General features: G+C 70.1%; 23 protein-coding genes. 11 read left to right on the forward strand and 12 right to left on the reverse strand.

What is annotated here, in order from left to right; translation table 11 throughout:
* Positions 1-143 precede the first annotated feature (143 nt).
* The 6 genes from C6569_RS00945 (at position 144) to C6569_RS00970 (ending at position 6,198) form a co-directional block, all read left to right on the forward strand.
* Positions 144-1,139, forward strand: a complete 996-nt coding sequence (locus C6569_RS00945; RefSeq protein WP_106747083.1) for a TRAP transporter substrate-binding protein — start codon at positions 144-146, stop codon at positions 1,137-1,139.
* 75 nt (positions 1,140-1,214) lie between these two features.
* A complete protein-coding gene (locus tag C6569_RS00950) occupies positions 1,215-1,730 on the forward strand; it encodes a TRAP transporter small permease (RefSeq protein ID WP_106747084.1) in 516 nt (171 codons plus the stop codon).
* 12 nt (positions 1,731-1,742) lie between these two features.
* The gene (locus tag C6569_RS00955) at positions 1,743-3,026 is read left to right on the forward strand and encodes a TRAP transporter large permease (RefSeq protein WP_106747085.1); all 1,284 of its coding nucleotides are present in this window, start codon (positions 1,743-1,745) and stop codon (positions 3,024-3,026) included.
* 17 nt (positions 3,027-3,043) lie between these two features.
* Positions 3,044-3,835 carry an SDR family NAD(P)-dependent oxidoreductase gene (locus C6569_RS00960; protein ID WP_425440689.1) on the forward strand — a complete coding sequence of 264 codons (792 nt, stop codon included), beginning with the start codon at positions 3,044-3,046 and terminating at the stop codon, positions 3,833-3,835.
* A gap of 71 nt (positions 3,836-3,906) precedes the next feature.
* On the forward strand, positions 3,907-4,725 hold the full coding sequence (locus C6569_RS00965; protein ID WP_106747087.1) for an SDR family oxidoreductase: 819 nt from the start codon (positions 3,907-3,909) through the stop codon (positions 4,723-4,725).
* A gap of 219 nt (positions 4,726-4,944) precedes the next feature.
* Complete coding sequence (locus C6569_RS00970; protein ID WP_106747088.1) at positions 4,945-6,198, forward strand: aminotransferase class I/II-fold pyridoxal phosphate-dependent enzyme; 1,254 nt, start codon at positions 4,945-4,947, stop codon at positions 6,196-6,198.
* A 7-nt stretch (positions 6,199-6,205) separates the two neighbouring features.
* Here C6569_RS00970 and C6569_RS00975 read toward each other — a convergent pair whose 3' ends face one another.
* Genes C6569_RS00975 through C6569_RS00990 form a run of 4 tightly spaced genes read right to left on the reverse strand, consistent with a single transcriptional unit; the run spans position 6,206 to position 8,479 of the window.
* Positions 6,206-6,619: a MaoC family dehydratase gene (locus C6569_RS00975; RefSeq protein WP_106747089.1), complete on the reverse strand. Its 414-nt coding sequence runs from the start codon at positions 6,617-6,619 to the stop codon at positions 6,206-6,208.
* Positions 6,616-6,948, reverse strand: a complete 333-nt coding sequence (locus tag C6569_RS00980) for a hypothetical protein (RefSeq protein WP_146144699.1) — start codon at positions 6,946-6,948, stop codon at positions 6,616-6,618. Before C6569_RS00980 ends, C6569_RS00975 begins: the two co-directional genes overlap by 4 nt.
* Before the next feature lie 35 nt (positions 6,949-6,983).
* Complete coding sequence (locus C6569_RS00985) at positions 6,984-8,198, reverse strand: beta-ketoacyl-[acyl-carrier-protein] synthase family protein (RefSeq protein ID WP_342750251.1); 1,215 nt, start codon at positions 8,196-8,198, stop codon at positions 6,984-6,986.
* A gap of 2 nt (positions 8,199-8,200) precedes the next feature.
* Complete coding sequence (locus C6569_RS00990) at positions 8,201-8,479, reverse strand: acyl carrier protein (RefSeq protein ID WP_106747092.1); 279 nt, start codon at positions 8,477-8,479, stop codon at positions 8,201-8,203.
* Positions 8,480-8,707: 228 nt separating this feature from the next.
* On the opposite strand from C6569_RS00990, the gene C6569_RS00995 reads away from it, so the two are divergent.
* A complete protein-coding gene (locus C6569_RS00995) occupies positions 8,708-9,316 on the forward strand; it encodes a DUF4833 domain-containing protein (protein ID WP_106747093.1) in 609 nt (202 codons plus the stop codon).
* Positions 9,317-9,322: 6 nt separating this feature from the next.
* Here the strand turns inward: C6569_RS00995 and C6569_RS01000 are convergent, their stop codons facing one another.
* The 3 genes from C6569_RS01000 to C6569_RS01010 are packed head-to-tail and all read right to left on the reverse strand — an operon-like array spanning position 9,323 to position 12,518.
* Positions 9,323-10,093, reverse strand: a complete 771-nt coding sequence (locus tag C6569_RS01000) for a glycosyltransferase family 32 protein (RefSeq protein ID WP_106747094.1) — start codon at positions 10,091-10,093, stop codon at positions 9,323-9,325.
* Entirely contained in the window at positions 10,090-11,307 is a 1,218-nt protein-coding gene (locus C6569_RS01005) for an LptF/LptG family permease (RefSeq protein WP_181313864.1), read from the reverse strand. Before C6569_RS01005 ends, C6569_RS01000 begins: the two co-directional genes overlap by 4 nt.
* Entirely contained in the window at positions 11,304-12,518 is a 1,215-nt protein-coding gene (locus C6569_RS01010; protein WP_181313865.1) for an LptF/LptG family permease, read from the reverse strand. Before C6569_RS01010 ends, C6569_RS01005 begins: the two co-directional genes overlap by 4 nt.
* A gap of 97 nt (positions 12,519-12,615) precedes the next feature.
* Between C6569_RS01010 and C6569_RS01020 the strand changes: the two genes are divergently transcribed.
* Positions 12,616-13,752 carry a hypothetical protein gene (locus C6569_RS01020; RefSeq protein WP_146144700.1) on the forward strand — a complete coding sequence of 379 codons (1,137 nt, stop codon included), beginning with the start codon at positions 12,616-12,618 and terminating at the stop codon, positions 13,750-13,752.
* Complete coding sequence (locus tag C6569_RS01025) at positions 13,749-14,258, forward strand: phosphatidylglycerophosphatase A family protein (protein WP_215905779.1); 510 nt, start codon at positions 13,749-13,751, stop codon at positions 14,256-14,258. Before C6569_RS01020 ends, C6569_RS01025 begins: the two co-directional genes overlap by 4 nt.
* 4 nt (positions 14,259-14,262) lie before the next feature.
* On the opposite strand, the gene C6569_RS22340 is transcribed toward C6569_RS01025, so the two are convergent.
* The 3 genes from C6569_RS22340 to C6569_RS01035 all read right to left on the reverse strand — a co-directional run bounded on the left by C6569_RS22340 (position 14,263) and on the right by C6569_RS01035 (position 16,338).
* On the reverse strand, positions 14,263-14,385 hold the full coding sequence (locus C6569_RS22340; protein ID WP_281260385.1) for a hypothetical protein: 123 nt from the start codon (positions 14,383-14,385) through the stop codon (positions 14,263-14,265).
* Positions 14,386-14,489: 104 nt separating this feature from the next.
* Positions 14,490-15,206: an LPS export ABC transporter ATP-binding protein gene (lptB, locus tag C6569_RS01030; RefSeq protein WP_106747099.1), complete on the reverse strand. Its 717-nt coding sequence runs from the start codon at positions 15,204-15,206 to the stop codon at positions 14,490-14,492.
* A 52-nt stretch (positions 15,207-15,258) separates the two neighbouring features.
* Positions 15,259-16,338: an inositol-3-phosphate synthase gene (locus C6569_RS01035; protein WP_106750832.1), complete on the reverse strand. Its 1,080-nt coding sequence runs from the start codon at positions 16,336-16,338 to the stop codon at positions 15,259-15,261.
* 88 nt (positions 16,339-16,426) lie between these two features.
* On the opposite strand from C6569_RS01035, the gene C6569_RS01040 reads away from it, so the two are divergent.
* Both C6569_RS01040 and C6569_RS01045 read left to right on the forward strand, forming a co-directional pair.
* Positions 16,427-17,392: an NAD-dependent epimerase/dehydratase family protein gene (locus C6569_RS01040; RefSeq protein ID WP_106747100.1), complete on the forward strand. Its 966-nt coding sequence runs from the start codon at positions 16,427-16,429 to the stop codon at positions 17,390-17,392.
* Between the two features lie 36 nt (positions 17,393-17,428).
* Positions 17,429-18,538: a glycosyltransferase family 4 protein gene (locus C6569_RS01045; RefSeq protein WP_106747101.1), complete on the forward strand. Its 1,110-nt coding sequence runs from the start codon at positions 17,429-17,431 to the stop codon at positions 18,536-18,538.
* Here C6569_RS01045 and C6569_RS01050 read toward each other — a convergent pair.
* Both C6569_RS01050 and C6569_RS01055 read right to left on the reverse strand, forming a co-directional pair.
* A complete protein-coding gene (locus tag C6569_RS01050; RefSeq protein ID WP_106747102.1) occupies positions 18,535-19,533 on the reverse strand; it encodes a lysylphosphatidylglycerol synthase transmembrane domain-containing protein in 999 nt (332 codons plus the stop codon). The two genes, C6569_RS01045 and C6569_RS01050, sit on opposite strands and share 4 nt — an antisense overlap.
* Complete coding sequence (locus C6569_RS01055) at positions 19,530-20,270, reverse strand: polysaccharide deacetylase family protein (RefSeq protein ID WP_106747103.1); 741 nt, start codon at positions 20,268-20,270, stop codon at positions 19,530-19,532. Before C6569_RS01055 ends, C6569_RS01050 begins: the two co-directional genes overlap by 4 nt.
* Positions 20,271-20,288: the final 18 nt, after the last annotated feature.

The following is a 20,288-nucleotide window of genomic DNA, read 5'->3' on the forward strand; positions in this document are numbered from 1 at the left end:
CGCCCGGTTCGCCGGGCGTCGACATGCAGACATATGGATGACCGGACAACCGGCGCCACGACCAAGACCGGCCAAGCCGGCGCCCCGAGGAAACGACCCAGCAGAGCCCGGTGAGCGGGCCGCACCCGAACAAGGAGGATCCCATGACCACCTTCGACCGCATCCGCGCATCCCGCCGGACCGTGCTCGGCGGCCTCGCCGCCGGCACCGCCCTCGTCGCCATGCCGGCCGTGCTGCGCGCCCAGAAGCTGAACTGGATCGGTGCCAGCGCCACGCCGCCGACCGACTTCATCGCCCAGTCGCTGGACTTCTTCGCCAAGCGCCTCGGCGAGCTCACCCAGGGCCAGATCACCACCACCACCCACCATGCCGGCTCGCTCGGCGGTGAGCGCGAGCACGTCGAGGGGCTTCTCCAGGGCGCCGTGCAGGTGGCCTCGCCCGGCGCCTCCATCCTCGCCGGCTGGTATCGCCCGGCCGACGTCTGGACCTTCCCCTACCTGTTCAAGGACGTCGCCCACAAGGACCGGGTGATGACCTCGGTCATCGGCGCCTATGGCGACGACGTCGCCAAGGTCGCCAAGCTGCGCCCGGTGGGGTCGATCCCGCGCATGCCGCGGCTCCTCTCCTCCAACCGGGTCGTGCGCACGCCTGCCGACCTCAGGGGCTTCAAGATCCGCGTGCCGGAGACGACGCTGTGGCGCCGGACCTTCGAGCGCTTCGGCGCCTCGCCCACGCCGCTGCCCTGGCCGGAGGTCTTCCAGGCCCTCAAGTCCGGCATCATCGAGGGCCAGGAGAACCCGATGGCGCTGACCTACAACGGCGGCATCTTCGACGTGAACAAGAACCTCGCGCTGACCGAGCACATGATGCAGGACAACCAGATCGTCCTGTCCGAGCAGGTCTATGCCGGCCTCTCCGAGGCCCATCGCAAGGCGGTCAACCAGGCCGCCCGCGACATGGAGAACGAGCTGCGGCCGAAGGTCATCGCCGACGACAACCGCATCCTCGAACTGGTCAAGGCGAAGAACATCGCCATCAACCCGGTCGACAAGGAGGCCTTCCGCGCCACGCTCCGCGGCATGGAAGACGAGTTCGCCCATGTGAAGCAGTGGGTCCAGCAGATCGGCGCCATCGCCTGATCTGGCTCTGAACCTTCGGGCGGGCGGCTGCCACGGCGCCGCCCGCCTCCGCATCTCTCAATTCAGGACACAGCCATGTCGCCGCCACCCGAACGGGCCGGCCCGCTTCGCGCCCTCTGCGACGCTACCGAGCGCATGAGCGCCGTGGCGGCGGGGGCCTGCATCGCCGCCATCGTGGTGATCACCGTCGTCGCGGTCTGGTATCGCTACGTCCTCGGCGCACCGCTCTCGTGGACCGAGCAGGTCAGCCGCATCCTCTTCGTCTGGGTCACCTTCCTCGGCGCCGCGGTGCTCTACCGGCGCATGATCCACATCGTCATCGACATGATGGTGATGATGCTCCCGGCGCCGCTGCAGCGGGTCATCTACTGGATCAACCAGGCCCTGATCTTCGTCTTCGCCGCCATGCTGCTGTGGTACGGCGGCAAGCTCTCCCTCGACAACCTCGCGCAGACTTTCGGCGCCCTCGAGATCACGCCGGCCAGCTTCTATGCCGCGGCCCCGGTCTCGGCCGCGCTGATCCTGCTCTACTGGGTCGAGAAGATCGTCGACCCATCCAAGCGCGTCCCCCAGGGCGACGTTCACCTCTGACGGAGCGTCGCCATGGCCAGCGTGCTGATGATCGGTTTCCTGGTGCTGCTGACGATCGGCCTGCCGATCGCCTTCGCCATGGGTCTCGCCACCATCCTGGCGATCGCCTGGCACGGGACACTGCCCTTCTCCCTCTTCGCCCAGCGCGCCCTGATCGGCGCCGATTCCTATTCCCTCCTCGCCATTCCCTTCTTCATCCTCGCCGGCAACCTCATGAACGTCGGCGGCATCACCGAGCGCATCGTCGCCTTCGCCAATGCCTGCGTCGGCCGCTTCACCGGCGGCCTCGGCCTCACCACCGTCATGTCCTGCATGGTCTTTTCCGGCGTTTCGGGCTCGGCGGTTGCCGACGCCTCGGCGCTCGGCAAGGTGCTCATCCCCGGCATGAAGAAACAGGGTTACGACGGCGGCTTTGCCGCCTCCGTCACGGCCGCCGCCTCGGTCATGGGGCCGATCATCCCCCCCTCCATCCCGCTGGTCATCTACGGCCTGTCGGTCGGCAAGGGCGTGTCGGTCGCCGCCCTCTTTCTCGGCGGCGTCGTACCGGGGATCGCGCTCGGCGTCGGCCTCGGCATCGTCGTCTATGTCATCGCCCGCAAGCGGAACTATCCCCGGCACGAGGCGGTGCCGCTGCGCCAGCTCGTCTCGGCGGCGGGCCAGGCCGGCTGGGCCCTGTTCATGCCGGTGCTGATCCTGGTCGGCATCACCGGCGGTGTCGTCACGGTCACCGAGAGCGCCGCCATCGCCGTCCTCTACGCCGCCTTCGTCGGCATGGTCATCCACCGCGAACTCACCTGGCGCAACATCGGGCCGATCTTCGTCCAGACGGCGCTCGATACGGCGGTGGTGATGATCATCATCGCCTTCGCATCCGGCTTCGGCTGGCTGATGGCGGTGAGCGGGCTGCCCAAGAGCATCGCCGCCTGGATCTCCGGCATCTCCTCCGATCCGCTGGTGATCCTCCTCCTCATCAACATCCTGCTGCTGATCGTCGGCTGCTTCATGGAGGCCATCGCCGCCATGATCATCCTGATCCCGGTGCTGATCCCCATCGTCGAGGCGGCGGGCATCGACCTCGTCCATTTCGGCCTGGTCATGGTCTTCAACCTGATGCTCGGCCTGCTGACCCCGCCTGTCGGCATCCTCCTCTACATCTGCGGCAATTTCGCCAACGTGCGCATCGAGGCGGTGGTGCGGGAAGTCCTGCCCTTCCTCGGCGTCGGCGTGATCATCCTCGCCCTGATCACCGTCTTTCCCGCCACCGTCCTCTGGCTGCCGAAGCTGGTGCTGGGCTGATCCACCGGAGCATGACCATGAGCAGACTCGCAGACCGCGTCGCCCTCGTCTTCGGCGCCGGCTCCGTCGGCCCCGGCTGGGGCAACGGCAAGGCTTCCGCGGTTGCCTATGCGCGCGCCGGCGCCAGGGTCGTCTGCGTCGACATCAACCGCTCGGCGGCGGAGGAGACGGTCGGCATCATCCGCGGCGAGGGCGGCACGGCGGAGGCGCTCGCCTGCGACGTGACGAAGCTCCTCGAGGTCGAGGACGTGGTGGCCCGCACCGGCGCGCTCTTCGGGCCCGTCGACATCCTCCACAACAATGTCGGCCATGCGAAGATGGGCGGCCCTCCGGACCTCTCCGAGGACGAATGGCGCCGCGAGATGGACCTCAACGTCACCGGCATGTTCCTCGCCTGCAAGGTGGTCATCCCGACCATGCAGGCGCGCGGCCGCGGCGTCATCACCAACATCTCGTCCTCGGCCGGCATCCGCTACGTCGGCTATCCCTATACGAGCTATTACGCGGCCAAGGGCGCGGTGAACCAGTTCACGGTGGGTGTCGCGCTGCAATATGCCCGCGACGGCATCCGCTGCAACGCCATCCTGCCGGGACTGATGGACACGCCGCTGATCTACCAGCAGATCTCGGTCCAGTACGCCTCGCCGGACGACATGGTGAAGGCCCGCCACGAGGCGACGCCCATGGGCCGCATGGGTACCGGCTGGGACGTCGCCAACGCCGCGGTCTTCCTCGCCAGCGACGAGGCGAGCTACATCAACGCCGTCTGCCTGCCGGTGGACGGCGGCTTCACCGCCCGCTGCGCCTGAGCCGCCGCCGGGGGGATGCGCCCGCCGGCGCGGCAGGCTAAGGAGCCTCGTCGTCGTCGAGGGGAGCCGCCATGGCAGGGTCGAAAGTCGTTCTGGTCACCGGAGCCTCCTCCGGCATCGGCCGCGCCACGGCGGAGCGCCTCGCCGCCCGCGGCCACCGCGTCGTCGGCACCAGCCGCCGCGATAGCCCCGGCGAGGCGCCCTGGACCTGGGCGGTGCTCGACGTCACCGATGAGGCCTCCGTCGCCGCCTGCGTCGCCGGCGTGCTCGCCTCCCACGGCCGCATCGACGCGGTGGTGAACAATGCCGGCCTGGTCATGGCCGGGGCCGTGGAGGACACCACGCCGGACGAGGCGCGCCTCAGCTTCGAAACCAACGTCTTCGGCGCCATGCGCCTCGCCCGGGCCGTCCTGCCGGGCATGCGTGCCCAGAAAGCGGGCACCATCGTCAACATGGGTTCGCTCGCGGGCCGTGTCGGCATGCCCTTCCAGGGGCTCTATTCGGCCAGCAAGTTCGCGCTGGAGGGCCTGACCGAGGCGCTCGCCCAGGAGGTCGCCGCCTTCGGCGTCACGGTGGCGCTGGTCGCCCCCGGCGACACCGCGACCCCCGTCGTCGACAACCGCGTCTGGGCGGCCGGCTCGCGCGACCCCGCCTCGCCCTATGCGGCGGCCTGTGCCCGCGTCGTCGCCATGTACGAGAAGGACGAGCGCGCCGGCGCCCCGGCCGACGGGGTCGCCGCCCTCGTCACCGCCATCGTCGAGGGCCGGAGGCGCGGCCCGCGCCATGTCGTCGGCCCCTTGGGCCAGCGCGTCATGGTGGCCTCGCGCGGCGTCGTTCCCGGCGGCATTTTTCACTGGGGGATGTCACGATATTTCGGTCTCGGCCGCTGATCGGCCGGAATGCGTAACATCCGGTATCGCGTCGCGACCCCAGATATTGCTGTAAACCATTGAGAAAACGAGATAAGTTCCGACATGTGGACGTCGTCTACCGGGAGCGGAACCGGTCTCTCCGTGCTGGCCCGAGGCTTGCTCGCGCTCGCCAAGCCAACTATAGCGACTGAACCGCCTCCTTGACGGTTCGGTGACCCTCGAAAGCAAAGCTGTTCCATGTCCGATAGTACGGTGCATCCCGAAGGCGGATCGCAAACGGTCGCCGCGACCGCCCAACTCACCGGGATCCTGCGCCGCGTCGCGTCGCTGGGCGACATCCTCGAACGGTCGGTCGGCGATGCCACCCACCCGCTGAAGATCCAGCTCGAGCGTTTCGACAGCCCGGTCCATGCCGTCATCGACGGCAGGCCCACCACGCTGTTCGGCACGAACAGCTATCTCGGCCTCAATTTCGATCCGCGCTGCATCGCCGCCGCGGAGACCGCGCTGAAGACCTGGGGCACCGGCTCCACCGCCTCGCGCGTCGCCAGCGGCAACCAGGCCGGCCATGCCGAGCTCGAGCGCACCATCGCCGCCTATTACGGCCGCCCGGACGCCATCGTCTTCTCCACCGGCTTCATGGCCAATCTCGGCTCGATCGGGGGCCTGGCCGCCGAAGGCGACCTCATCCTCTACGACGCCTTCTGCCATGCCAGCATCATCGATGCCTGCCGGGCGAGCGGCGCCACCTTCAAGTCCTTCCGCCACAACGACCCGGCCGATCTCGACCGGATGCTGTCGGAGGCGACCGTACCCCCCTCGCGCACCCTCGTCGTGCTCGAAGGGCTCTATTCCGTCTGGGGCGACCTCGGCGCGGTCAAGGACCTCGCCACCGTCGCCAAGAAGCACGGCGCGCTGGTGCTGGTCGACGAGGCCCACGGCCTCGGCCTCTACGGCCCCACCGGTCGCGGCGTCACCGAGGCCCAGGGCGCCGAGCACCTGGTCGATGCCGTCGTCGGCACCTTCTCCAAGTCGGTCGGCGTCATCGGCGGCTATTGCGTCACCAGCCATCCGGCTCTCAAGGCGCTGCGCTTCCTCGCCCGCTCCTATCTCTACACGGCCTCGCTGCCGCCGGCCGTGGTCGCCTCGGCACGCACCGCCATCGGCATCATCGCCAGCGAGCCGGAGCGGCGCGCCGATCTCTGGCGCAAGGCCGAGCGCTTCTGCGCCGGCGTCGAGGCTCTCGGCTATTCGATGTGCGCGGCACCCGGTCCGGTCGGCGCCATCAAGATGCGCGGCCTCGTCCAGGGCCTCGGCTTCTGGCGCGAGCTGCTGGAGCGCGGCATCTACGTCAACATCCTCGTGCCGCCGGCGACCCCGAGCGGCGAGGTGCTGCTGCGCTACTCGGTCTCGGCCGCCCATACCGACGCCGACATCGACCTGTTCCTCGGCGTGCTGAGCGACCTGTCGCAGATGTCGCAGACCGCCTGAGGCGGCCTCACAGCAGGACGACGGCCTCCGCCAGCGCCGCCGCCTTGCCGTCCGCTCCCTTGACGAAGATGCGCAGGGTCGCCCGCGGCCGGCCCTCCGCCGTGTCGGCCCGCACCACGCGCGCCGACACCGTGACCGCCGCGCCCACCGCCACCGGCAGCGCGAAACGGCTCGACAGCTTGGCGCAGGCGCCCTGCGGCAGCCATTCGGCGAGCGCCGTGTCGGCGAGGCCCATCAGCAGCATGCCCTGAACGATGGCGCCGGGCAGGCCCACGGCGCGCGCCGCCGCCTCGTCCACGTGGATCGGATTGTCGTCGCCCGAGGCCGCCGCATAGGCCCGCACCATGGCCATGTCGACGGCGGCGAAATGCCGGTCCGGCAGCACGGTGCCGAAGGGCAGGGGATGGGCGGCAGCGGTCACGGCACCAGCCTCAGGACGGCGTGGAGGCGCGCCACGGGGGCCCCCGCATCGCTCACCGCGACGTCGAGGGCGAGATGGATCTCGTCCGTCCTCCGCACCTCGGCCGCGAGCGACAGCTCCCTGTCGAGGGGCAGCGCCGACAGCATCTCCACCGTCTGCAATTCGTGAACGGGGAGCGAGCCCGGCCGGTCGGCGGCGAGGTCGCGCACGAGATCGACCAGTTCGGGCCGGGTCAGCCAGCGGATCGGATAGGTGGTGGGCTGGCGCGCGCCGGCCGGTGCCCCGAGGCTGCCGGCGAAGGCCGCCACGTCGGCGGTCGTGGCGACCACCGCGAATGCGGCCTTCCGCGTTCCGCCGACGAGGCTCACGCCGCCCGGCCGATGGCGAGCGAGGCGTTGATGCCGCCGAAGGCGAAGGAATTGGTCAGCGCCACGTCGAAGGCGTGACTGCGCCCGACATTGGCGACGCAGTCGATGGGGCAGGCCGGGTCCGCCTCCAGGAAATTGATGGTCGGCGGCACGAAGCCCTCCTCCAGCGCCCGAATGGTGACGACCGCCTCGATGGCACCGGCGGCCCCCAGCGTGTGGCCGTGGATCGGCTTGGTGGAACTGACCGGCAGGGTGCCGAGCTTCTCGCCGAAGACCCGGCCGAGCGCCTCGCTCTCGGTCGAATCGTTGAGGATCGTGGCGGTGCCGTGGGCATTCACATAGCCGACCGCTTCCGCGCCGAGGCCCGCATCGGCCAGCGCCAGCGTCATGGCCTCGGCGGCCCCGCCGACGTCCGGCTTCAGCATGTCCTTGGCGTCGCTCGTGGTGCCGTAGCCGAGGAGGCGGCCGCGGATACGGGCGCCGCGGGCCGCCGCCACCTCCTCCGCCTCGATGACCAGGGCCGCGGAGCCCTCGCCGAGCAGCAGGCCGTTGCGGCCGCGCGAGAAGGGGCGGCAGAGCTGCGGCGAGAGCACGCGCAGCATTTCCCAGGCCTTCATGCCGCCGGGGGTGACGATGGCCTCGGAGCCGACGACGATGGCCCGGTCGGTGAGGCCGGCGCGCACCATGTGGAAGGCGATGCCGAGGGCCTGCGCGGAGGAGGCGCAGGCGCTCGACACGACGAAGGTCGTGCCGGTGCAGCCATAGACCAGGCCGACATTGGACGCCGAGGCGCTGATCATCGCGCGGGGCACGGTCAAGGGGTCGGGGCGCTTCTGGGTCAGCGCCATGTTGCGCGAGGATTCCTCGATCGTGCCGAGGCTGGCGATGCCGGTGCCGACGATCACCGAGGTGCGCGGGCCGAGCGGCAGGGCCTCGGCGAGGCCGGCATCCTTCACCGCCTCGTCGGCGGCGATCAGGGCCATCAGCGTCACCCGGTCGAAGAACGACGTCTTCAGATGCGGGAAGAAGCGCTCGAGGTCGAAATCCTGGACCTGAGCGGCGATGCGCAGGTTGTTGCCGAACTCGTAGTCCAGCACGATCTGCTTGACGCCGGACACGCCGGTGGCCGCGGCCGTCCACAGGGCTTCGACCCCGTGGCCGGCCGTGGTGAGCGCACCGAGACCGGTGACGACGACGGAGCGGGACGTCACGATCAGGCCTGCTGCGCTTTCTGGATATGCTCCTTGAGGACGGCGATGAGGCCGCCGACGTCCTTCACCTGCGCGAGGCTCTCGTCCATCGGCACATAGACCTGGAACTTCTCCTCGATGGCGGCGAGGATCATCATGTAGTCGACGCTGGCGATGTTCAGCGATTCGAGCGTCGTATCCGGCCCAACGCCGTTCAGATCGACCATGCCTTCCTTCGCGATCACCTCGACGAGGTCGCGCGTCAGCTGGTCGTCCCCGAAAGCGGATGCGGTATCGGTCATTCCGTGGCCTTCTTGTTACTTCTCGACGTCGTCCGGTCCTGACATCGTCACGCTAGGCCCTACGCGCGCGCAAGCCAAGTCTCGGCCGCCCGCCCGATCACCTGCGTCCCGTGCGACGCTCAGTGCCTTCCTAACCTCTTATTTCCGTCCTATCTAGCACCCAGTTGCACCTGAGATGGCGTCGAGCGCCATTTGGTCACGATAAGACGCGTTGACGAGGGTTCCCCCATGACCATTTCCCGCCGAGGTCTGATCGCCGCAACCGGCCTCCTCGTGCCGGCGAGCCCGTCCATCGCCCAGGACCGGCTGCCGCCGGTGAGCATCCGCCGGTCCGAACTGACCGTCTCGCGGTCCCTCGCCGTCGCCCGCCCCGATCTTCCGGTCCCCTCCGACCGCGGCATGCTCTTCTATGTCCAGCACGCCATCAACAAGAATGTTCTGGTCTATGCCGCGCGTCAGCGGCCGGACGGTGGCCTCGATCCTCAGGCGCCGGTGGAGGTCTTCTGGCGCCGCTACGACGACGACAACGGCCGGCGGCGCGAACTCTCCTTCTTCGAGCGCGTCTTCGCCTTCGGCGTCAGCGCCCGGTCCATCGCCCCGTCCCGCTATTCCGCGCGCATCGCCGGCTATCGCGAGCGTGATGCGGTGATCGAGGTGGGCTCCGACGGCAAGCCGCGCGCGCTGATGACCTCCGGGCAGCGCACCTTCCGCGTCGTCTATGCCTATGCCCAGGCCGAGGACCGCCGCTTCATCCCGAAGATCCACTACATCGACATCCATGGCATCGACGTCGCCAGCGGCGAGGCGGTGCGCGAGCGCGTCCGCCTCGACATGTAAGGCCCGTCAGCGCCCGCCAGCATCCTCCCAGCCGAATTCGTGCCACGGCCCGCGCGGGAAGGGGTTCGGCAGGCGGTTGCGCTCGATGATGCGGCGGGACAGGGACGGGCGCTCCGCGCCTTTCCAACTGCCGAGGAAATGGTGACGGCAGAGGATGCGCCGGCCGAGCAGCGGCAGGTCGGCATAGAGGTCCGGCGGCACCCAGGCGATCTGGTGCAGCACGTCCACACCAGCGGGACGAGTGGCATAGAAGAACCGCGTCAGCGCCTTCGGCCCCGTCGCGTCCTCGATGTCGCGGCGCTCGGTCACCGGCCGTTCCGACAGGCTGCGGCCCATCTCCTCGGCGAAGGCGGCGAGGAAGGGATGGCCGGCCGGCGCGGCGAAGATGCAATTGGCGATCTGGAACGGCTGGTCGTAGCCGAGTTCGCGCTGGCGGATGCCGGTCACCTGCGCCTCGATCCCGAAGACGGCCCGATCCCGCCCCAGCACCGGGGCGAGCGGCGCCAGGCACTCCATGTCCATGTCGGCGTAGATGCCGCCCTCGGCCAGCACCACGAGGACGCGGAAAAGGTCGGCCTTCTGCACCGGGAACCTGACGGCCTCGTAGACGGAGGCGAGGTGCGGAAACCGCTCGGCGACGAACCGGTCCATGGCGGCATCGTCGTAGAAGCGCAGGGTGATTGCCGGATTGTGGCGCACGAAGCTCTGCTGGAAGGCGGCGAGATCGGCCGGCAGGTCGGCCGATTTCCATGTCTGATGCAGGACGAGAGGGATCACGGAGGCTCCGGACGCGACAGGGCGGTGGGCAAGGGGCCGCCTCGCCCCGCCCGCTCGATGCGCGCCATCAGGCCGAGGCCGGTGGCGATCATCGCCAGCGGCATGAACCACGCCGCGAACAGGGGATGCAACTGCCCATATTCCCCGAGCCAGACCACCACGTTGTTGGTGACATAGAGGAAATAGCCGGCGAGGCCGATCAGGATCATCGGCTTGAACTGCGTCCTTTGGGCAAGCAGTGTCATGGACAGTGCCGAGGCCATCAGCATCATGCCGAGCGGCAGCACCGCCTGGGCGATGCGGACGTGCCACCAGGCGCGGTAAGAGGGCTCGTTCAGGCCCTCGAGGCTCGCCAGCGCCGACAGGGTGGATTGCGGCAAGTAGCGCGCGTCGATGCCGAGATTGGCGAGCCAGAGCGGCTCCAGCGGCATTGCGATCCGTTCCTCGGCGAATCGCCGCGTCGCGCCCGTGCCGGTCGCCTGGGTCGGCGCGTCGCCCGCCGGCGCCGTCCAGCGGATGCCGTCCCGGAAGATCCAGGTCCCTGCCGTCTCGCCCGGCGAGGCGCTGGCGGCGGCCACCCGCCCGGTCAGGCGCCCGCCCTCCGACAGTTCGAAGAGCTGCACGTCGACGAGCGTCCGGTTGCGGAAGTCGATCCGCGCCTGGACCATGTGGTCGGCGAGCACGATCCAGCGCCGCTCGTCCGGCTTCAGCCGCCGGTCGAAGCGCTCGCCGTAGCTGCCGAGGCGGCTGTCGATCTGCACGGCGACGGCGGCCGGCCGCAGCACCGAGAGCGCGGTCACCTGCAGCGCCCCGAAAAGGGCCCCGAGGACGAAGAGCGGCATCAGCGACTGCAGCGGCGAGCGCCCGCCGTTCCAGATCACGATGCGCTCGCGCGACTGGGTCAGCGTGATTTCCGACCAGAACAGCCCCATGAAACAGGCCAGCGGCAGAAGGTTGCCGATGACGTCGCAGATGCGCAGCAGCAGGTACCAGCCCATCAGCAGGGCGACGCCCGCCGCGCCGCCGCTCGCCTGCGCCACGACCCGGTCGGCGCGTGAGGCGAGGTCCAGCGTCAGGGCGACGATGAGGAGCGCCGCGGCCACGGTTCCCACATGGCTCGCATGGGCGAGGGTGAGCGTGCGCGTGAAGGTGCCGAAGGGCACCAGGCCGAAGCGGCGGCCGGTTTCGGGGGCGGGGGTGGGAAGCGCCGTCACGAGCGGCTGAGTCCCGGTCGCGCGATGGCCGACGAGCGCAGCGCCACGGCGATGACGAGGCCGACGCCGATGGTGAGACCGCCCGCGGCCACCAGCGACAGCACCGGCCACAGACCCGCCGGCAGGACGCCCGCCAGCACCGAGGTGCCGGCGATCTCCATGGTCATCAGGCCGGCGCAGGCGAGCGGCAGGACGAAGGCCTGGTTGGCCCGCGTCGTGAACGACAGCGCCAGCAGCGCGATCAGCGGCGCGATGAGGCAGAGAAGGCTCCGCCCGATGCGCTTGGCCAGTTCCAGCCTCTCGCCCGTGCGCGTGAAGGCGCCGGTGAGGAGTTCGGGCAGGGTCAGTTCGGCGATGTTCCGCCCGCGCGGGTCGAAGGGCACGATGTCGTTGAACACGAGGCTCTGCTGGGTGGAGGTGCCGCGCAGGGAGGAGGTTGGCGCCACCGGCCATTGCTGCGGGCCGCTGGCGCCCGCCGGCGGTGCGGGGAAGTCGTCCACGGCGAAGTCGTAGAGATGGAGCGCCACGCGCCCGTCGAGGTCGGGGCCCACCAGGCGGGTGCCGTTGGCGACCACGATCCGCTCGCCGCCGCCCTCCGTCGGCTGGCGCACGAAGAGGCGCGGGGTGGGCACGCCGTCGGAGCGCGGCATCACCGACACCGTGCCGATCCGCGTCTCGAACAGCCGGTTGGCGGTGACCGTTCCCCCGGTCAGGGCGTGGTACTGGGAGGAGAACATCACCAGCCGGAAGGCGTAGCGCGCCAGCGGATCGACGAAGCCGCCCACCGCCAGGGCGGCGATCTGCGCCCAGATGCCGATGCGGATGACCAGCCGGATGAGCCCGTGCGGCGGAATGCCGAGGCTCGACAGCATGAGGAACTCGCGGTCCTCCCTGAGGCCGAGCGAGACGCGATAGACGGCGATGAGGATGGCCGTGGGCAGCGCCAGCTCGAAGACCTGCGGCAGCATGGTGGCCATCATGGCGATGGTCTTGGCGAGCGGGGCGCGGATCTTCAGCACCTCCTCGAGCAGGCCGGAAATGAGCTGCTCGGCGACGAAGATGCTCTCGATCAGCAGCAGCACCAGCGCCACCTGCACGGTGACGTCGCGCATGATCCGGTGCGCCTGCTGGCTCGGGAAGCGGCGCGCCCGGCCGCCGAGGTCGAGCTGCGAGACCAGCCGCCGCTTCAGCGCGAAGAGGCTTCTCACCACGGGGCGCGTCCCGCGCTGGCTTCGGCCCGCGCCGCGGTGTAGAGAGCCCGCAGGCTGAACGGCAGCGGCCTCCCGCGCCCATCGGGGACGAATTCGGTTGCAGATTGCTGAAGCACGGTCACGGCGCGATTTTAGACGCTTCGTCCGCATCCCGCGACAACTCTATTCGGGCCTGCCCGGATTTCAGCCGCCGCTGGATCTCGAGCGCACCCTGCTGCTCGACCGGCGCGTCGCCCCCTTCTTCACCCATGGCGAGGCCGCATTCTTCATCGCCAGCGACGAGCAGGGCCGCCCGCTCGGCCGCATCTCGGCCCAGTTCGACCGGCTGACGCCGGAGGGGCGCACCGGCATCGGCCATTTCGGCTGCCTCGACGCGGTGGACGATCCCGCCGTCGTCGCCGGCCTCGTCGCCGCCGCGCGCGCCTGGCATGCGGCCCGCGGCCGGCACCGGATCGAAGGTCCCTTCACCTATTCGATCAACGAGGAGGTCGGCGTCCAGGTCGAGGGTCAGGATCGCGGCGACATGGTGCTCATGCCCTGGCATCCGCCCTATCTCGGCGCTCATGTGGAGGCGGCCGGCCTCGTGCCGGTGAAGGACCTGCTGGCCTATTCCGTGCCCATCGAGCAGGGTGCCCGCTGGCGCGGCGTTCGCTTCGCCGAGCTTCCCGCGGGCAGCCGCATCACCGCCCGCAAGCTCAGGCTGGGAAACCTCGCCGCCGAAGCGGCGATCATGACCGAGCTCTTCAACGCCTCCTGGCGGGACAACTGGGGCTTCATTCCGCTCGCCACGGCTGAGCTGACCACCCTCCTGCGGGTGATCCGGCCGATCCTCAGGTGCGACCACGCCGTCTTCCTGGAACACGAGGGCCGGCCCGCCGCCTTCGCCTTCATCATGCCGAACGGCTATGAACTGTTCCGCGGCTTCGAGGGCCGGCTGCTGCCGTTCAACTGGGCGCGGCTCGCCTGGCGCATCCTGACCCATCGTTTCGCCTCCAAGCGCGTCACCTTGCTCGGCGTCAGGACCGACCTGCGCGACACGATCCTCGGCGCAAGGCTGCCGATCGTCGCCATCGCGCGGCTGATCGCCGCCAATCCCCAGCCTGCCGAAATCGAGATGAGCTGGATTCTTGACGACAATGTGCGTATGCGCCGTATCATCGAAGGCGCGGGCGGAACGATTTCCAAACGCTACCGGGTCTATGCGGATCCGGTGACGGGAAGCGAGGGGGCATGAGCACGGCAGACGGTACGGGCGCTCTCGTCCCGGTGGATGCCGCCTTCATGGTGAGCCATCCCGCCTCTCTCCTCGCCCTGGTGGGCGGCGCGGGCCTCTTTCCCTACGGGCCGGGCACGCTCGGGGCTCTCGTCGGCATTCCGATCGGCTTGGCTCTGCAGGCGGCCCCGGCCGCCGTGGCTCTCGCCGTGGTGGCGGCCGCCTTCGTCGTCGGGGTCTGGGCCTGCGGCGTCACCGCCGTCCGGTCGGGGCTCCACGACCATCCCGCGATCGTCTTCGACGAGACCTGGGCCATGGCCGCCGTCATCGCCTTCTCGCCGCCGGGCCTGCGCGCGGTGATGGTCGGCTTCCTCGCCTTCCGCCTCTTCGACATCGTCAAGCCCTGGCCGATCGGCCATATCGACGAGCATGTCGCCGAAGGCTTCGGCATCATGCTGGACGACGCCGTGGCGGGGGTCTTCGCGCTCGCCCTGGTGTTCGGGCTCTGGCGGCTCGGCTGGCTCTAGGCGGTCAGACGCCGACGATCACGCGCATGGTGAGCAGGCCGCAGGCCAGCGCGATGGCGACACCCAGTCCATCGAAGAGTTGCATACGCGTGACCCCACTGTGACGGCGTGAAACGTAAAGCAACATGATGAACGAACCGTGTCCGCAGCGCGGCGGGTTCGTTGCGGGGATGTGTCCGCGGATTGGCGGGATCGGGGAGGCGGCCGGCTGTTGCGCCGAAGTGACACCGGTCAGAGCACGAAATCGGCGCCGAGGTAGACCGCCTTCACCCGCGGGTCGGCGACGATGTGCTCGACCGAACCCGAGGCGAGGATGAGCCCGCCGTCGAGAATATAGGCCCGGTCGACCAGGCTCAGCGTCTCCCGCACGTTGTGGTCGGTCACCAGCACGCCAATGCCGCGGGCCGAAAGCTTGCGCACGAGGATGCGCACCTCGGTCACCGCGATGGGATCGACGCCGGCGAAGGGCTCGTCCAGCAGGATGAAGGAGGGGTCGCTCGCGAGCGTCCGGGCAATCTCCAGCCGCCGCCGCTCGCCGCCCGACAGGGCCCCGGCCTTGGAGCGGCGGACATGGGTGATGCCGAATTCCTCGAGGAGGCCGTCGAGCCTGGCGCGCAGCGCCTTTCGATCGGCGATCAGCGATTCCAGCACGATGAGGATGTTGTCCTCGACCGAGGATCCGCGGAAGATCGAGGCCTCCTGCGGCAGGTAACCGAGGCCCATGCGCGCGCGCATGAACAGCGGCAGACGCGTGATGTTCTTGTCGTCGAGCATGACGACGCCGCTGTCGGGCACCTGCATGCCCGCAATCATCGAGAAGGTGGTGGTCTTGCCGGCGCCGTTGGGGCCGAGCAGGCCGACGACCTCGCCGCGGCGCAGAGCGAGATCGACGCCCCGTACCGTGGGGCGTCCGTCATGGGCCTTGGTCAGGCGGCGCGCGATCAGCATGGCGCCGGCCCCGCGGGGTGGGCGCGCCGCCGGGCGGTCGCCGCAGCGGCTCTCAGCGCTCGCCCTCGATGAAGGCGATGGTGAGGTCGCGCGCCTCCGGGTCGGTGTACTGCTTGGGCGGCGACTTCATGAAGTAGCTCGACGGCCCGCCGATCGGCCCGCCCTGCTTGCGGTCGAGGGCGATGCGGCAGCAGCGCACGGCGTCGATCACAACGCCGGCGGAATTGGGCGAGTCCCAGACCTCGAGCTTCAGCTCCATGTTCAGCGGAACGCCGCCGAAACCGGTGCCCTCGATGCGGATATAGGCCATCTTCCGGTCGTCGAGGAAGGGCACGAAGTCGCTCGGGCCGATATGGATGTTGTCGGCCTCGATCGGCACGTCGATCTGGCTGGAGACGGCCTGGGTCTTCGACTTCTTCTTCGACGACAGGCGCTCGCGCTCCAGCATGTTGAGGAAGTCGGTGTTGCCGCCGAAATTGAGCTGGTAGGTGCGCTCGATCTTGACGCCGCGGTCCTCGTAGAGGCGGGCGAGCACGCGGTGGACGATGGTCGCGCCGACCTGGCTCTTGATGTCGTCGCCGACGATCGGCAGGCCCTTCTCGGTGAAGCGCTTCGCCCAGTCGGGATTGGAGGCGATGAAGACCGGCACGCAGTTGATGAAGCCGCAGCCGGCCTCCAGGGCGCGCTCGGCGTAGAACTCGCAGGCCTTCTGCGATCCGACCGGCAGGTAGCAGATAATGACCTCGGCGCGGGCGGCTTTCAGCACCGCCGTCACGTCGGAGGGGGCCTCCTTCGATTCGGTCACGACGCCGACCAGATGCTTGCCGACGCCGTCGAGGGTCGGGCCGCGCTGCACGGTCACGCCGGTCGGCGGCACCTTGGCGAACTGGATCGTGTTGTTCGGCTTGGCGAGGATGGCGTCGGCGACGTCCTGGCCCACCTTGCGGCTGTCGATGTCGAAGGCCGCCACGATCTCGACGTCGCGGATATGGTACGGGCCGACCTCGACATTCATCAGCCCCGGGATCGACTCACCGGGCTTGGCGTCCTTGTAGTAGTGCAGACCCTGAACGAACGAGGCGGCGCAATTGCCCACACCGACGATGGCAACACGAATGGCAGACCGTGACACGAAACATCTCCAGGCGCTCGGGCCGAAGACCACCGGCTGCGCGCGGCTCCTTATACTGCATTGTTCCCTCATTTGAAGTGCTTCCGTCATGATCGTGACAGGCGCGGCCGGCCTTCTCGGTAACACCGTGTTGCGGGCGGCCGCCGCGCGCGGCCTTTCGGCCACCGCCTGGCTGCGCGGACGGGCGGGAGAGGCGGCGCTCGCCGGCCTCGACCTGCCGGTGGCCCATGGCGACCTCGCGACGGACTCCCTCGAAAAAATCGTGGAAAAGGCCGGGATCGTCGTCCATTGCGCCGCCCGGGTGGCCATCGGCAGCACCGGCGGCGAGGCGTCCCGGCGGGACAACGTGGTGGCCACGCAGCGACTCGCGAGCGCCTGCCGTGCAGCCGGCGCACGTCTGATCCACGTCTCCACGGTCGATACTCTGGCCTGGGGAACGCGCAAGGAACCCGGCGACGAGACACCTGCGGCGCCCCACCCACGTGATACCACTTACGCCGCCACAAAGCGGCTGGCCGAGGCTGCGGTGCTGGCGGAGATGGAGCGGGGCCTCGCCGCGACCATCGTCCACCCCGGCTTCCTGCTCGGACCCTGGGACTGGAAACCCTCCTCCGGCCGGCTGCTGCTGGCCGCGGTCCGCGGCCCTTTCGCCCTCGCCCCGCCGGGCGGCAACGACTTCTGCCATGCCGGCGCCGTCGCCGAGGCGATTCTCTCCCTGGCGGCCGCCCCGCCGCCCTCGCCGCGCTATGTCCTGTCGGGCGAGGCGCTGACCTACGCCGAAGCCTTCCGCCTGATGCGGCGGGCGGCGGGCCGCGCCTCGCGGGTCGTCGAGGCGCCTGCCGCACTGGTCCGCGCCGCCGGACGGGCGGGGGACCTCTGGGGGCGCATCGCCGGCCGGGAACCGGAGCTCAACGGCGCCGCGGCGGAGGTCGCCTGCATGCCCCATCACTTTTCCTCGGCCCTGGCCATCCGCGAGATCGGCTATCGCCCGCGTCCCGCCGTCGAGGCCATGCGCGAGGCGTGGACATGGTTCGTCGAACGCGGCTATGCGTGACCGCCCGCCGCCCCGCCCATCGATGAGAGCCGCCCCTTGAAGATCGCACTCGTGAGCGACTGGTTCGTGCCGCGACTCGGCGGCATCGAGCTGCAGATGCGCGATCTCGCCCTGGCGCTGCGCGAGCGCGGCCACGAGGTCCGGGTGATCTGCGGTGTCCCCGGCGAGGCGCAGGTGGACGGCATCCCCGTCGAGCGCCTGCCCGGGCCGCGCCTGCCCGGTTTCGGCATCGCCTTCACGCCGGCGGTCTTCGCGGCGCTCAGGGCCGCCATCGACGCCGGTGGCGAGGAGGTCGTCCACGTCCATTGCGGCAACGTGGCGCCCATCGCCCACCACGCCGTGCAGCACTGCATCCGCAGGCGCATCCCGGCGGTCGCCACCTTCCACTCGGTGCTGAAATATTACGACCTGCCGCTCATGGCGCTGAACGCCCTGCACGGCTACGGCCGCTCCGCCGTCCGCTTCACCGCGGTCTCGACCGTCGCCGGCGCGGCGCTGCGTCCGCTGCTCGGCGACAGGGCCGTGACCGCCGTTCCCAACGGCATCGACCTTTCATGGTGGCGCCGCCCGGACGGCCTCGCGCCGCGGGGCGACGGGCCGGTCGAGTTCGTCTCGGTGACGCGGCTGCAGAAGCGCAAGCGGGCGCGCTGGCTGGTCAAGGCCTTCGCCGCGGCGGTGCAGCGCCTGCCGCCGGGGGCGGCGCGCCTGACCATCGTCGGCGACGGCGACGAGCGGGCCGCCATCGCCGCCATCATCCGCCGCGCCGGCATGGAGGACCGGATCGTCCTCGCCGGACGGGAGACGCGTGAGGCGATCCGTGCACGGCTGCACGGCGCCGACGTCTTCCTGCTGGCCTCGAAGCTCGAGGCCTTCGGCATCGCCGCCCTCGAGGCGCGCGCCGCCGGCCTGCCCGTCGTCACCATGGCCCAATCGGGGGCGCGCGATTTCCTGCACGACGGCGAGGACGCCATCCTCGCGGCGGACGACGCCGAACTCGCCGCCGCCATCCGCCGGCTGGCCGAGGAGCCTGGCCTGCGCCGGAGGCTTGCCGCCGCCGCGGCCCTGCCGCCGGACGGCGTCGACTGGCGCGCGGTGGCGCCGCTCTACGAGGCGGAATATCAGGCGGCGCGGGCGGCGCTGGCCTAGGGCTCGTCGAGCCGGCGCTGGCCCTTGTCGTCCTGCGGCAGCGCCCAGCCGAGATAGCCGAGACTCACCAGCGAGGCGACGAAGAGCACGCCGTGATGGATCAGCGCCGCGGCGGTGGCGAGCGGCAGCGGCACGCCGAGATACTGGTAGCAGAGGATGACGGTCGCCTCGAACACGCCGAGATGGCCGGGCGAGACCGGCGCCATGGTGGCGAGGTCGAGGGCCGCCACCACCAGCACCGCCGCGGCGACGGAGGGCTCGATGCCCACCGCCACCTGCACGGTCATCACCATCAGCACCTCGGCCGCGGTCTTGGCGAAGGTCAGCAGCACCACGGCGCTGCCCAGGACCGGATTGCGAAGCGGTTCGAGATGATCGACGAAATCGGCGACGTGGCCGAGGAGCCGGGCCGGGCGCGGCGACAGGCCGATGCCGAGGCGGCGCAGCCGGTTGCCGCCATGGGCGGCGACGAGCAGGGCGACCGTCACCAGCGCCATGACGCCGGCGAGCGCGAGGAGGCCGGAGCGGATCCAGTCCGGCACGGGCACGAGCAGGGCGGCCAGCGACAGCGTCGCCACCTTGCCGATGCCGGTGACGAGCTGGTCCACCGTATAGAGCGAGGCGGCGGCGGAGGCCGGCAGCCGCCCGCGCACGATGAGGAAGCCGACCGAGGCGACGACGCCGGTCATCGGCAGGGAGGTGTTGGCCGCCCCGCTCAGCGCCGTCACCTGCGCCATCCGGGCGAAGCTCGGCCGGTGCGCCTTCGGCGCCAGCAGCTGCCATTGCAGGATCCAGAAGGGCCAGCCCGCCAGCGAGACGAAGACGGCGAGCACCGCCCAGTGCCACTTGGCGCCCGCCAGGGCGGCGATGACGTCCGCCCAGGGCAGGGCATAGGCGGCGATGCCGGTGAACAGGGCCAGCACGCACCAGCCGAGAATCCACCATAGGCGGCGTGAGGGCGGCGCGGCCGCGTCCGTGGCGGCGGGCACGCTCATGCCGCGGTCCCCTTCACCTGGGCGCCCAGGTCCCGCATGGTCATGAAGGTCGCCCCGCGCCCCTTGAAATAGCCGATCACCGAGGCGAGGGCGTCCAGCGCCGGCTGTCCGGTGCGGAAGCGGCAGTCGTAGCGCAGGGTCGACTGGCGGAAGTCGACGAACTCCCAGGGGTGGACGAAGAGCACCACGGGGTCGGGCAGCCGGCCGAGGAAATACTCCCGCAGCAGTTTGGGGATGCGCAGGGCGCTGGAGGTGATGGAGGCGGGGATGCGCACGAGGCCCGGCGCGTTCTCCTCGCCCGGCACGTCCTTCTTGTAGCGCGCCTGCGAGGAATCGAGGGCGAAACCCTCGTCCTGGAGCAGGTCGAGATAATGGCCGGGAAAGCGCAGATAGGGCGCGCGGAACGAGGTGATCTCGCCGAAGTCGCGCAGCCGCCGGGTCGAATCCTGAATCTCCCAGCGGGCGCTGTCCTTCGACATCCAGTCGAAGCGCTGGTGGGTGACGCCGTGGCAGGCGAGTTCGTGGCCGCCGTCGACCACCGCCGTGACCGCGGCCGGATGCAGCCGTGCCGTCTCGCCGGTGGTGAACCAGGTGACCGGCACCTCTTCGCGCGCGAAGAGGTCGAGGAGGCGCGGCGCGCCTTCCGTCACCCCCCGCCATGTCCAAAGGAACGGCGGGCAGTCCGGTTCCATGTCGACGGTGAGCGCGACGCGCAGGGGCGGGAGAGGAGCGGGCATGGCCGCGCTCTTAGAGCA

The sequence above is a fragment of the Phreatobacter cathodiphilus genome, assembly GCF_003008515.1.
In the GTDB taxonomy this organism is placed as follows: Bacteria; Pseudomonadota; Alphaproteobacteria; order Rhizobiales; family Phreatobacteraceae; genus Phreatobacter; species Phreatobacter cathodiphilus.